Origin of the sequence: Globicatella sp. PHS-GS-PNBC-21-1553 (genome assembly GCF_033564055.1) — a bacterium.
Lineage (GTDB): Bacteria > Bacillota > Bacilli > Lactobacillales > Aerococcaceae > Globicatella > Globicatella sulfidifaciens.
Genome location: NZ_CP085470.1, coordinates 2,113,850 through 2,125,364 on the forward strand (window position 1 = coordinate 2,113,850; position 11,515 = coordinate 2,125,364).

The 11,515-nt window shown below is 37.7% G+C and carries 11 protein-coding genes, 22 tRNA genes and 1 rRNA gene; all 34 read left to right on the forward strand.

All coding sequences use genetic code 11. The features are described from left to right. The first annotated feature begins 15 nt into the window (after positions 1 to 15). The 34 genes from rrf to rseP all read left to right on the forward strand — a co-directional run bounded on the left by rrf (position 16) and on the right by rseP (position 11,463). Positions 16 to 131: ribosomal RNA gene (rrf, locus tag LB888_RS10115) — 5S ribosomal RNA — on the forward strand. Positions 132 to 152: 21 nt separating this feature from the next. Continuing rightward, positions 153 to 228 (forward strand) — tRNA-Val (locus LB888_RS10120). A gap of 1 nt (position 229) precedes the next feature. After that, a tRNA-Lys gene (locus LB888_RS10125) sits at positions 230 to 302 on the forward strand. Between the two features lie 7 nt (positions 303 to 309). Next, positions 310 to 391, forward strand: a tRNA-Leu gene (locus tag LB888_RS10130). A 32-nt stretch (positions 392 to 423) separates the two neighbouring features. Beyond that, positions 424 to 496, forward strand: a tRNA-Thr gene (locus LB888_RS10135). Between the two features lie 19 nt (positions 497 to 515). After that, positions 516 to 588, forward strand: a tRNA-Thr gene (locus tag LB888_RS10140). A gap of 17 nt (positions 589 to 605) precedes the next feature. Then, positions 606 to 677 (forward strand) — tRNA-Gly (locus tag LB888_RS10145). 22 nt (positions 678 to 699) lie between these two features. Beyond that, a tRNA-Leu gene (locus LB888_RS10150) sits at positions 700 to 785 on the forward strand. A 9-nt stretch (positions 786 to 794) separates the two neighbouring features. Continuing rightward, a tRNA-Arg gene (locus LB888_RS10155) sits at positions 795 to 868 on the forward strand. A 6-nt stretch (positions 869 to 874) separates the two neighbouring features. Then, positions 875 to 948, forward strand: a tRNA-Pro gene (locus LB888_RS10160). Between the two features lie 53 nt (positions 949 to 1,001). Further along, positions 1,002 to 1,074: transfer RNA gene (locus tag LB888_RS10165), tRNA-Ala, on the forward strand. A gap of 5 nt (positions 1,075 to 1,079) precedes the next feature. Then, a tRNA-Met gene (locus LB888_RS10170) sits at positions 1,080 to 1,153 on the forward strand. Between the two features lie 9 nt (positions 1,154 to 1,162). Further along, a tRNA-Ile gene (locus tag LB888_RS10175) sits at positions 1,163 to 1,236 on the forward strand. A 48-nt stretch (positions 1,237 to 1,284) separates the two neighbouring features. Continuing rightward, positions 1,285 to 1,374: transfer RNA gene (locus tag LB888_RS10180), tRNA-Ser, on the forward strand. 15 nt (positions 1,375 to 1,389) lie between these two features. After that, positions 1,390 to 1,462: transfer RNA gene (locus LB888_RS10185), tRNA-Met, on the forward strand. A 12-nt stretch (positions 1,463 to 1,474) separates the two neighbouring features. Beyond that, a tRNA-Gly gene (locus LB888_RS10190) sits at positions 1,475 to 1,545 on the forward strand. A 12-nt stretch (positions 1,546 to 1,557) separates the two neighbouring features. Continuing rightward, a tRNA-Ile gene (locus LB888_RS10195) sits at positions 1,558 to 1,631 on the forward strand. A 37-nt stretch (positions 1,632 to 1,668) separates the two neighbouring features. Next, positions 1,669 to 1,756, forward strand: a tRNA-Ser gene (locus LB888_RS10200). A 6-nt stretch (positions 1,757 to 1,762) separates the two neighbouring features. Next, a tRNA-Glu gene (locus tag LB888_RS10205) sits at positions 1,763 to 1,834 on the forward strand. Between the two features lie 24 nt (positions 1,835 to 1,858). Further along, positions 1,859 to 1,948: transfer RNA gene (locus LB888_RS10210), tRNA-Ser, on the forward strand. 15 nt (positions 1,949 to 1,963) lie between these two features. Then, positions 1,964 to 2,036, forward strand: a tRNA-Met gene (locus LB888_RS10215). A gap of 2 nt (positions 2,037 to 2,038) precedes the next feature. Then, positions 2,039 to 2,111 (forward strand) — tRNA-Asp (locus tag LB888_RS10220). 5 nt (positions 2,112 to 2,116) lie between these two features. Continuing rightward, a tRNA-Gly gene (locus LB888_RS10225) sits at positions 2,117 to 2,187 on the forward strand. Between the two features lie 49 nt (positions 2,188 to 2,236). Continuing rightward, a complete protein-coding gene (locus LB888_RS10230) occupies positions 2,237 to 2,488 on the forward strand; it encodes a DUF896 domain-containing protein (protein ID WP_078756640.1) in 252 nt (83 codons plus the stop codon). A gap of 77 nt (positions 2,489 to 2,565) precedes the next feature. Then, the gene (locus LB888_RS10235; RefSeq protein WP_071408700.1) at positions 2,566 to 2,787 is read left to right on the forward strand and encodes a YneF family protein; all 222 of its coding nucleotides are present in this window, start codon (positions 2,566 to 2,568) and stop codon (positions 2,785 to 2,787) included. Between the two features lie 624 nt (positions 2,788 to 3,411). Further along, a complete protein-coding gene (gene cysK, locus LB888_RS10240) occupies positions 3,412 to 4,320 on the forward strand; it encodes a cysteine synthase A (protein ID WP_318752841.1) in 909 nt (302 codons plus the stop codon). Continuing rightward, on the forward strand, positions 4,313 to 4,879 hold the full coding sequence (gene epsC / locus LB888_RS10245; protein ID WP_318752842.1) for a serine O-acetyltransferase EpsC: 567 nt from the start codon (positions 4,313 to 4,315) through the stop codon (positions 4,877 to 4,879). The genes cysK and epsC overlap by 8 nt, the downstream gene beginning before the upstream one ends. 490 nt (positions 4,880 to 5,369) lie before the next feature. Then, complete coding sequence (nrdH, locus tag LB888_RS10250) at positions 5,370 to 5,600, forward strand: glutaredoxin-like protein NrdH (RefSeq protein WP_276648906.1); 231 nt, start codon at positions 5,370 to 5,372, stop codon at positions 5,598 to 5,600. 290 nt (positions 5,601 to 5,890) lie between these two features. Next, positions 5,891 to 6,223 (forward strand): DUF1294 domain-containing protein, encoded by a 333-nt coding sequence (locus tag LB888_RS10255; RefSeq protein WP_318752843.1) that lies wholly within the window; start codon positions 5,891 to 5,893, stop codon positions 6,221 to 6,223. Between the two features lie 40 nt (positions 6,224 to 6,263). Next, positions 6,264 to 6,701 (forward strand): HIT family protein, encoded by a 438-nt coding sequence (locus tag LB888_RS10260; RefSeq protein WP_318752844.1) that lies wholly within the window; start codon positions 6,264 to 6,266, stop codon positions 6,699 to 6,701. Further along, positions 6,701 to 7,063 (forward strand): YtxH domain-containing protein, encoded by a 363-nt coding sequence (locus tag LB888_RS10265; protein WP_318752845.1) that lies wholly within the window; start codon positions 6,701 to 6,703, stop codon positions 7,061 to 7,063. The genes LB888_RS10260 and LB888_RS10265 overlap by 1 nt, the downstream gene beginning before the upstream one ends. A gap of 131 nt (positions 7,064 to 7,194) precedes the next feature. Then, positions 7,195 to 8,235 (forward strand): peptidylprolyl isomerase, encoded by a 1,041-nt coding sequence (locus LB888_RS10270; protein WP_318752846.1) that lies wholly within the window; start codon positions 7,195 to 7,197, stop codon positions 8,233 to 8,235. Positions 8,236 to 8,392: 157 nt separating this feature from the next. Further along, positions 8,393 to 9,736 carry a DEAD/DEAH box helicase gene (locus tag LB888_RS10275; protein ID WP_318752847.1) on the forward strand — a complete coding sequence of 448 codons (1,344 nt, stop codon included), beginning with the start codon at positions 8,393 to 8,395 and terminating at the stop codon, positions 9,734 to 9,736. A 458-nt stretch (positions 9,737 to 10,194) separates the two neighbouring features. Further along, positions 10,195 to 11,463: an RIP metalloprotease RseP gene (gene rseP, locus LB888_RS10280; RefSeq protein ID WP_318752848.1), complete on the forward strand. Its 1,269-nt coding sequence runs from the start codon at positions 10,195 to 10,197 to the stop codon at positions 11,461 to 11,463. The last annotated feature ends 52 nt before the right edge of the window (positions 11,464 to 11,515 follow it).

The following is an 11,515-nucleotide window of genomic DNA, read 5'->3' on the forward strand; positions in this document are numbered from 1 at the left end:
AAAATAATGTACCTGTGTGGTGATGATGGCAAGAAGGATACACCTGTTCCCATGCCGAACACAGCAGTTAAGCTTCTTAGCGCCGATGGTAGTTGGACCTTTGGTCCTGTGAGAGTAGGACGTTGCCGCGCAGGGTAAATTATTTTCAAATTGGAGGTTTAGCTCAGCTGGGAGAGCATCTGCCTTACAAGCAGAGGGTCAGCGGTTCGATCCCGTTAACCTCCACCATGACTCGTTAGCTCAGTTGGTAGAGCAACTGACTTTTAATCAGTGGGTCACAGGTTCGAATCCTGTACGGGTCATCAGAATGCGGGTGTGGCGGAATTGGCAGACGCACCAGATTTAGGATCTGGCGCCTTCGGGCGTGGGGGTTCAAGTCCCTTCACCCGCATGAAGACGAACAGATGTTTGTCGAGGTAACAAGCCGGCTTAGCTCAGTTGGTAGAGCATCTGATTTGTAATCAGAGGGTCGAGGGTTCAAGTCCTTTAGCCGGCATTTAGGCCTTTTAGAAGAGGCCGGCTTAGCTCAGATGGTAGAGCAACGCACTCGTAACGCGTAGGTCACAGGTTCAAGTCCTGCAGCCGGCATGAGTGAATAAAAGAACGCGGAAATAGTTCAGTGGTAGAACACCACCTTGCCAAGGTGGGGGTCGCGGGTTCGAATCCCGTTTTCCGCTTTGCCAGCAAACTTAGGCAAATGCCGGGGTGGCGGAACTGGCAGACGCACAGGACTTAAAATCCTGCGGGTAGTGATACCCGTACCGGTTCGATTCCGGTCCTCGGCATTAAAGCATGCACCCATAGCTCAATTGGATAGAGTACTTGACTACGAATCAAGCGGTTGTAGGTTCGACTCCTACTGGGTGTATAGAAACGGGAAGTAGCTCAGCTTGGTAGAGCACTTGGTTTGGGACCAAGGGGTCGCAGGTTCGAATCCTGTCTTCCCGATTTTTTTGAACCAAAAATCAAAAAAATCTTAAATATTAAAGTAATACCAAAATGGGGGATTAGCTCAGCTGGGAGAGCGCCTGCTTTGCACGCAGGAGGTCAGCGGTTCAATCCCGCTATTCTCCATTGATGGCGGTGTAGCTCAGCTGGCTAGAGCGTCCGGTTCATACCCGGGAGGTCATGGGTTCGATCCCCTTCGCCGCTATAAGCACTGGGACCTTTAGCTCAGTTGGTTAGAGCAGACGGCTCATAACCGTCCGGTCGCAGGTTCGAGTCCTGCAAGGTCCATGTCTTGTAGGACAAGAGAAAAGCATCAAAGAATAGAAGCTATCATATGGAGGATTACCCAAGTCCGGCTGAAGGGAACGGTCTTGAAAACCGTCAGGCGTGTAAAAGCGTGCGTGGGTTCGAATCCCACATCCTCCTTATATATAATATTATCGCGGGGTGGAGAAGCTGGCATCTCGTCGGGCTCATAACCCGAAGGTCGTAGGTTCGAATCCTACCCCCGCAATTAAGAGAAGATGCGGGTGTAGTTTAGTGGTAAAACTACAGCCTTCCAAGCTGTTGTCGCGAGTTCGATTCTCGTCACCCGCTTAAAGCGACAACGGGCCTATAGCTCAGTTGGTTAGAGCGCACCCCTGATAAGGGTGAGGTCGATGGTTCGAATCCATTTAGGCCCATCTTTTTTGAATAAAAAAAGTATCAAACTTGGTTAATGGGGAAGTACTCAAGAGGCTGAAGAGGCGCCCCTGCTAAGGGTGTAGGTCGGTTTACCGGCGCGAGGGTTCAAATCCCTTCTTCCCCGTCAGACGGTCCGTTGGTCAAGTGGTTAAGACACCGCCCTTTCACGGCGGTAACACGGGTTCGAATCCCGTACGGATCATTGAATGAAAGTAAAGAAGCTGATGGAGGATTACCCAAGTCCGGCTGAAGGGAACGGTCTTGAAAACCGTCAGGCGTGTAAAAGCGTGCGTGGGTTCGAATCCCACATCCTCCTTATATATAATATTATCGCGGGGTGGAGAAGCTGGCATCTCGTCGGGCTCATAACCCGAAGGTCGTAGGTTCGAATCCTACCCCCGCAATTGGTTCCGTGGTGTAGGGGTTAACATGCCTGCCTGTCACGCAGGAGATCGCGGGTTCAAATCCCGTCGGGACCGTCGATGCGGGTGTAGTTTAGTGGTAAAACTACAGCCTTCCAAGCTGTTGTCGCGAGTTCGATTCTCGTCACCCGCTTCACGACTCACTTCGGTGAGTCTTTTTTTATAGTTAGGAGGAAACATTTTTGTTAAGCGAAGATAAATTACGTCGAATTAATGAACTATCGAAAAAGAAGAAAGAGCATGGTTTGACTGATGCTGAATTAAAAGAACAATCTGTACTAAGGGAAGAATATTTACAAAACTTACGTAAAGGTTTTCGAAACCATATTGAAGGATTAAAAATAGTTGATGAAGAAGGAAATGATGTCACTCCTGATAAATTGAAGGCGATTCAAAAAGAAAAACGTATCCATAATCGTCATAATGAGGATTAATTAGATTAATGCTTTTATTTTTAATCATTCTTTAGTATTATATATAATGTATTTAGTTAGGAAAGTGAGGGAATAGTATGTTACCAACATGGGCATGGTTAATTATCGTTGTAATTGGTATTATCGCTGGTTTCGTAGGAGGCTTTTTTGCTGCTCGTCGTTATATGATGAATTACTTTAAAGAAAACCCACCAATTGATGAGCGTATGATTACACAAATGATGGCGCAAATGGGTCAAAAACCATCTAAGAAAAAAGTTCAACAAATTTTAAATAGCATGAAAATGCAACAACAATAAGCTTTCTGGACTGTTTTACTGGTTAAAAACGACTTGTAAAACAGTCTTTTTTTATACCACGATTTTGAAATGGGGCAGAAAATGGGGATTTTAATCAATCATTTTTAATGATGATTGATATAAACTTGAATAATGTAGTCATGTTATGGGGCGTTAATTATCATCGTTATTGTTGATTGGCATTAAACAGCGTTTTAAAAAATTTTTGAAACTGACTTGATTGTACAGCAGGCTAAGTGAAAATTATTCAATATACTATTTCTTGCGGATGCTAGTGATTGTTTTTATGTGCTTAAACATACGTTAAAAATTTACTAATAGTTATCCTTATGCTTTAGTTTGATGGAGGATGTCATTTATGTAAATTCGTAACAATATTTTTTGTAATTTGGAAATATTAAATACTTCTTATATATGATCGAATCTTATGTTCTTATTGATTGGAGCAGTATTAGCAGGTATAGCGATTATCTTATCGGTTATAAAAACAAGACATTTTAACAAGCATTTTGCTTTATAATCATAAAGAGATATGGCATAATACTTCTTATGAATTATTGATAATCCAATTATTACTTAGATAATATTCGAAAAGTATTGGGTTTTATTAGGAGGAAATTTTATATGTTATTTGAGAACATTATCGAAACAGTAGGAAATACACCTTTAGTAAAGTTAGCTAATCCAAATCAAGATCGTGCTGATATTTATGTTAAAGTAGAAAGTTTCAACCCAAGTGCAAGTATTAAAGATCGTGCTGCGAAATTTATTTTACAAGATTTATTAGATAAAGAAGTCTTAAAAGCGGGTGGCACTATTATTGAGGCAACTAGTGGAAATACTGGAGTCGCTTTAGCTATGATGGGTGCTGCATTAGGAATCAAAGTTATTTTAGTAATGCCAGAAACTATGACGATTGAACGTCGAAACTTAATGGCGGCTTATGGGGCGGATCTAGTATTAACTCCTGGTTCAGAAGGAATGAAGGGGGCTACTGCCAAAGCAGAAGCTTTAGCTGAGGAATTATCGGCGCCTATTTTTGGACAATTCACTAATGAAGCGAATATTAAAGCACATCGAGAAACAACCGGTAAAGAAATCTTAAAAGACTTAGAACAAGTAGACGGTTTTGTGGCTGGTGTGGGGACCGGTGGTACTGTTTCGGGTACAGGATTTACTTTAAAGGAAGCAAATGCTGAGACGATTGTTTGGGCGGTTGAACCGATTGCTTCACCAATGTTAAGCGAAGGGCATGCAGGCCCTCATAAAATTCAAGGAATTGGGGCAAATTTTGTACCTGATAATTATAAAGCTGAAGTTGTAGATCGTGTTTATACAGTTTCTAATGAAGATGCGATTGAATCAACAAAATCATTGGCTAAAACAGCAGGATTGTTAGTGGGTATCTCATCAGGTGCTAATGTCTTTGCGGCTACAGAATTAGCAAAAGAATTAGGATATGGAAAAACAGTGGTGACCGTTTTACCAGATACAGGTGAACGTTACTTATCTGCAGGGTTGTTTAATGCTTAAATTATTTAAGTTTTGGTGGGAGGAAGCCAAATGGGCTTATCAACAAGATCCTTCTTGTACTAGTGTGATACAAGCTTTTCTATTATTTCCAGGCATAAAAGCTAGACGATATCATACCTTGAGTCATTGGTTATATCGACGTCAGCATTTATTTTTAGCTCGTTGGGTCTCCGAAAGAGCCAAAACTAAGACTGGTATCGATATTCATCCAGGTGCTCAAATTGGGCATCATCTATTTATTGACCATGGTACCGGAGTCGTAATAGGTGAAACGGCCATCATTGGCAATCGTGTAACGATTTTCCATGGTGTAACTTTAGGCGGAACCGGTAAAGAGAAAGGGATTAAACGTCACCCTACTGTTGAATCAGATGTGATCTTAGGGGCAGGCGCAACGGTTTTAGGAAATATTACTATTGGACAAGGTGCTAAAGTAGGTGCCGGTGCTGTGGTGTTAAAGTCAGTACCTCAAAATGTGACTGCTGTTGGAATACCGGCAAAATATTATCAAACAAAAGATATACCTGTTAATAGTGTTCCACCAGAATGGTTTATTTAATAAAATATGTTTTTTTATCGTGATTAAAAATATTAAGGATATGTAATTAATCATTTAACAATTCATCTTTAAGAGACTGGCTTAAACTTGATTAATTTAGTCAACTTAGTGCTTGTTAGTTTATAGCGCATTGGTTAAGTGCGGTGAATAAACGAAGCGAAAATCATTCGATTTTCTACTTCTGATTCACTCCCTATTTTTTAATCAATAAATAACTTAGTTAAGACAAGTTAACACCTTACAAAATAGAATTATTAGAATTACATTTAGTTTAATTTTTGAGCCTGTTCTAATCGCTTTTGGAAAATTTAAAATGTATGAAATTTAGTATTGTTAATTTTGATAAGCAGCCAAACCTCACTAAAAACACTATATTTAGTGTTCAAGTAAAAATTAAACACAATATATAGTTGCAATAGCAGTAAAGATAGGGTAGTATATAGTCATTGACAATCAGTCGATAATCAAATCGACGGAAAGAGAGTGGATTATGAAAACTGTAACTGTTTATTCAAAACCAAATTGTATGCAATGTAATTTTACCAAAAAATTCTTAGAAGATAATTCTGTAGAATATACAATGATTGATGTTTATGAAAATGAAGAAGCATTAAATAAAATTAAGGAAATGGGCTTCCAATCTTTACCAGTAGTAGAAATTGAAGGCGAAGAACCATTCTTTGGTTTTAGACCTGATCGCTTAGCAAAATTAGCGGTATAAATCAATATGATTCAGATTTACTCGATTAATTAGTTATTAGACTAATAGTCGAGTTTTTTTGTTATTAGGAGTTTTGATCAAATAGTTTAGGTGAGCAATATTACTCAGTTTATTCGCACTGAATGGTATAGAGCTTTTATTAAAAAGTAATTTTAATAACGGGTTACTAATAGAAAATTTGTTGCAAATAAATTACCATACTCGATGATGCTGATTGTCCATATGGACTTTTAAGCCCAAAAAGATTCTGGCATAATAGATTAATTTCATTAGTAAAGAGAGGAAATCAATTGGAAAACATCATTTTACTAACAAATAACTTGTTCGACTACTTTATTAACCATTTAAATGCTCAAACTTTTTTCATTGTATATTTAATTATTCTAAATGTCAGTTCGCTGTTCGCGATGCTTTGGGATAAATGGATGGCTATTAATAAGGCGCAAAGGATTTCAGAGCAGACCTTATTAGCCATGGGGTTTTTTGGCGGTGGACTTGGAGGATTAGTGGGAATATTTCTTTTTCGCCATAAAATTCGTAAACCTTATTTTACGATTGTTTATCTAGCGGGTATCTTTTTAGTAGTGTTAGTATATTATCAATTTTTTGCTTCACTATTTTAAATTTGTTATACTTATTTCAATTAGAATGGAGGTTTTATAAATGACTGATTGTATTTTTTGTAAAATAATAAATGGAGAAATTCCTTCTGTAAAGGTCTATGAAGATGATTTGGTGTATGCCTTTTTAGATATTTCTCAAACAACTCCTGGTCATACATTATTAGTTCCGAAAGAACATGTGCAAGATATTTTTGATTATTCACCAACATTAGCGGGGGATGTGTTGTCACGTTTACCAAAAATTGCGAAAGGATTAGATAAAGCATTTCCAGATATGTTAGGTTTAAATATTTTAAATAACAATCGCGAGGCAGCTTACCAAACGGTGTTTCATTCACATTGGCATCTCATTCCACGTTATGGTGAAAAAGATGGCTTTGGTTTGACATTTACTAATCATATGGATGATGTATCGAAAGAACAGCTAGCATCTTTAGCTGACCAAATTACGCAAGGGATTAGTGAGGTGACTGAATAATGAAACAAACTTTTAGGTCCGGCTTATTTTGGGGTGCTGTGATAGGAGCAGCCATTGGTCTACTCAATGCACCACGAAAAGGTTCCGAAACACGTACGCAATTGAAGGAATTTAAAGAGCAAACTCAAAGCGATGTGACCGACTTGAAATTTAAAGTAGATCATTTGAATACTGTTGTTGATCAAGTAAAAAATGATGGTGTCCAAAAGACTCAGGCATTGGTTGAAGAATTACAAGGTGATATTAAACATTTTATGGAAAATAATCAACCACGTATTAATCGCATTCGAAGAAGAATCGAGACATTGAAAGATAATTTAGAAGAAAATATGAACAATCTAGCAAATGCATCAGAAAATTAGTATTTTTCTTGAAAAAGTACCATAAGACCACAAAATATGTTATAGTTATCTTGTTATACACTTTAAGTCAATGAAGGAGTTTTATTTATAATGAAAAAAGTTTAGTAAAAGTAGTGACTGGATCGGCAGTAATGTTCTTATTAGCAGGTTGCACTCCTACAAAAGCGAATGAAAACACAGAAGCAACTGCTGATAGTCAATCTGAAGTCATTGCAACTATCGGTGACGAAACTATTTCGTTAGATGATTTTTATGCAGAGTTAAAAGCGAAAGCTGGTACTGCTACTTTACGCAGTATGATTATTCAAAATGTGTTAACTCAAAATGTAGATGACGCTGAGGCATTGAAGAAATCTGCTGACGAAGAAGTAAACGCACAAATTGAAAGTTCTGGTGGTGAACAAGTTTTCCAACAATTATTAGCTTATCAAAACTTAGGTTCAATTGATGATTTTAGAGAGTCTGTTTATATTCGTAACTTATTCCAAGAAGTTATTGGTAAAAATGTAGATACTTCAGAAGAAGCAATTAAAGCTTACTACGAAAGTGATTATGCGCCAAAAATGGAAGCACAACATATTTTAGTAGAAACAGAAGAAGAAGCTAACTCAGTTATTGAACGTTTAAATAACGGTGAAAAATTTGAAGATTTAGCGAAAGAATTATCAACTGATAGCTCATCAGCAGATGGTGGTAATTTAGGTGAATTCTCAGTTGGACAAATGGTGCCTGAGTTTGAAGAAGCTGTTAAATCAGTTGCTAGTGGAGAATTAGTGCCAGAACCTGTTAAATCACAATATGGATACCATGTTATCAATGTTATCAATAATGGTGAGAAGAAACCTTATGATGAAGTAAAAGATGAAGTGAAACAACAGTATTTAGATAGTAAATACAACGATTCTAATTTAGCTTATAACATTGTTGGTAAATTCATTAAAGAAAAAGGCGTAGAAATTAAAGATGAAGATTTAAAACCAGCCTTAGATGAATTAATGGCTGCAATTGAAGCAGCTGAAGAAAGTGCTAAAGCCGCTGAAGAAGCAGCCGAAGAAACGACAGCTGAAGGCGAATCAGAAGAAACGACAGCTGAAGGCGAATCAGAAGAAACAGAAGCAGAAGGAGCTGCTGCTGAAGACGAAGCCGCTGAAGAGACAACAGTTGCTGAGTAATTAAATAGATAATACAAATGACTAAGTTAGGTTTTGAGGCATTAAAAGGATTAACTTTTTAAAAGACTCAAGCCTGACTTTTTATTATTTTAGTAGTGAGATACAACTCCTAATATGATACAATTTATTTGTATGTTCTAACAAGAAGGAGAAAACAATGACAACATTTAAAGAATTAAATTTACAGCCGTTTATCCAGAAAGCATTATCAGAATTACAATTTGAAAATTTAACGGCTGTTCAAGAAGAAGTTTTAAAACCGGCTTTAGCAGGTGAAAACTTAATCGTTCAATCTCAGACTGGTTCAGGTAAAACACATAGTTTTTTAGTACCGATTGTCAATCAAATCGATCCTCAAGAGGCAAGTGTGCAAGTCGTTATTACCGCTCCCAGTCGTGAGTTAGCGAATCAATTATATGATGTGACGCGACAATTGGTCAAAGATGCACCAGAAGAAATTGTTGTAAATAATTATGTCGGTGGTACTGATAAGGATCGTCAAATTGAAAAGCTTAACAATCGTCAACCACATATTGTTATCGGAACCCCTGGTCGTATTTTTGACCTCATGTCAGCCAATGCCTTATGGGTTCAAACAACTAAGATTATGGTTGTTGATGAAGCCGATATGACGATGGATCTAGGCTTTTTATCGATTATCGATGAAATTGCTTCGAGAATGCCCCAAGAGTTACAATTAATGGTCTTTTCAGCTACCATACCTCAGCAATTATCGGTCTTTTTAAATAAATATGTGACCAGCCCTAAACAGATTAAAATTGAGCCAAAACAAGTATTAGCTGAAGAAATTCAAAATTATTTAATCAATACGAAAGGGCAAGATCGTCGTGAATTAGTTTATCAATTATTAACGATGGGACATCCTTACTTAGCGTTAGTCTTTTGTAATACTAGACAATATGCTGATGAAGTGGCTGATTATCTAAAAGAACAAGGCTTAAAAGTAGCTTTGATTCATGGTGGAATCCCACCGCGCGAGCGTAAACGCCTAATGAAACAAGTTCGAGATTTGGACTATCAATTTGTAGTAGCAAGCGACTTAGCTGCTAGAGGGATTGATATACCTGGAGTTTCAATGGTGATTAATACTGAAGTACCTAAGGAATTAGAGTTCTTTGTTCATCGTGTAGGACGAACAGGACGTAATAATATTGCTGGGACTGCTTATACCTTTGTGACACCAGATGATGATCAAGCGATTATCCAGTTAGAGAAAAAAGGTATTGAATTTACTGAAGTTGAGCTAGTAAAAGGTGAAATCAGACCAGCCAAAATGCGTAATCGCCGTCAAAAACGCCAAGATACTAAAAAAGATACGGATGATTCGGTAATCAAAGGCATGATTGCTAAAAATAAAAAACGTAAAGTTAAACCTGGCTATAAGAAAAAGCTAGATATTCAAATTAAAGAACAAAGACGTCAAACAGCTAAAAAGCAAGCACGTTCAATGAGACGGAATCAAGGACGTCCAGCTAAATAATTCTGAATCGTGTTAAATATTTTGGCTAAACCCATTCTGAGTATTGATAAGGAAGGGAATCTTGTCTGTAATTAGACGGATTACATTCACTATTATAATTTGGATGAGTGAGGTTTTAGGGAGTGGGCGTGGAGTAGAAAATCGAATAATTTTCGCTTCGTTTGTTCATCCTAGCAAAGTTGTGAGCGGGCCAGAAATAGAAAATTAAATGATTTTTGCTTCGTCGGCACACCCCCAGTCAACCACTGCGCTTTGAATTATCAAGTAATTGCTTGATTGAATTTATTAAGTTTATTTTCAGTCTTTTTAAGACGAAGTTTGAGTCCACTCAACCACTGCGCTATAAAATCAACATATTGAGCCAAATGGATTTTTTAAACTGTTTGCCCAGTCACTTCAATAAGAGATTGGAGTTATGCTATAATAAGAAGCATATTCATTAAGAAAAGGTGTTTTAAATGTTAAAAACAATTGTCATATTTTTACTGATATTTTCAATTATTGTTGTATATCATGAATTTGGGCATTATTATTGTGCCAAAAAAGCCGGGATTCGAGTGCGGGAATTTGCTTTAGGTATGGGTCCTAAATTGTTTGCCAAACAAGATAAATCCGGTACGACTTATACTGTGCGAATGTTGCCATTAGGAGGTTACGTGCGCTTAGCAGGTTTAAATGAAGAAGACGGGATCGAACCGGGGATGCAAGTAGGATTAATCCTCAATGAACAAAACATTGTAACTGGTATTAATCTTTCCGATAAAAATGGCCCTGAGGAATTACCGGTACAAGTAGATGAAGCAGAATTAATCGATAAGATGATGATACGAGCACTTCCCATTGGACAAGAAACGATGGTTACTTATCAAGTAGATCCAAATGCTTTTATTACCGAGGCCGATGGCACTAAGGTTTTGGTTTCACCAAGAGCGACACGTTATGAAAGTGCCACGCCTTGGAATAAAATTAAGACCAATATTGCCGGACCAGTGAACAACTTTATTTTAGCTATCGTTGGATTTATGATTGTTGCCTTAATTTCAGGAGGTGTTGTGTCAGACACTTCCATCATAGGTGAGGTAAGTGCTGATTCCCCGGCAGACACAGCCGGTTTAATAGCAGGAGACCGGATAACGAAATTTGGAGATCAAACGATTAATAATTGGAATGAATTAGCGATGGCCATCCAAGAAAATCCTGGAAAAACAATTCCTATCGAATATCAACGTGATAATCAGATCCAGACGAGTCAAATTACCGTTAGCGAAGTTAAGGATGAGGAATCTGGGCAAACATTTGGACAAATTGGGATTATCCGTTCTTACGATACGAGCATCAAGAGTCGATTATTATTTGGCTTTAGTCAAACATGGGCTGTGATTACGATGGTTATTTCTACTATTTTAGGAATGTTTAAGCGTGGTTTTGATGTGAATCAATTTGGTGGGCCGGTAGCCATGGCACAAATGACGAATACAGTTGTCCAATATGGCGGCTTAACGGTCATCAGCTTTATGTCTATGTTAAGTGCAAACTTAGGTATTATGAATTTATTACCTATACCAGCACTTGATGGCGGAAAAATTATCTTAAATATTTATGAAGCTATTAGAGGAAAACCACTAGCACAAGAAAAAGAGGGCATTATTACTTTAATTGGAGTAGCAATCTTATTTATTTTGATGATTGTAGTGACATGGAATGATATTATGAGAGCTTTCTTTTAATCGCATAGTTTGATAAAATATAAAAGCCAAGAAAAGATGAGGTGGCAATAAA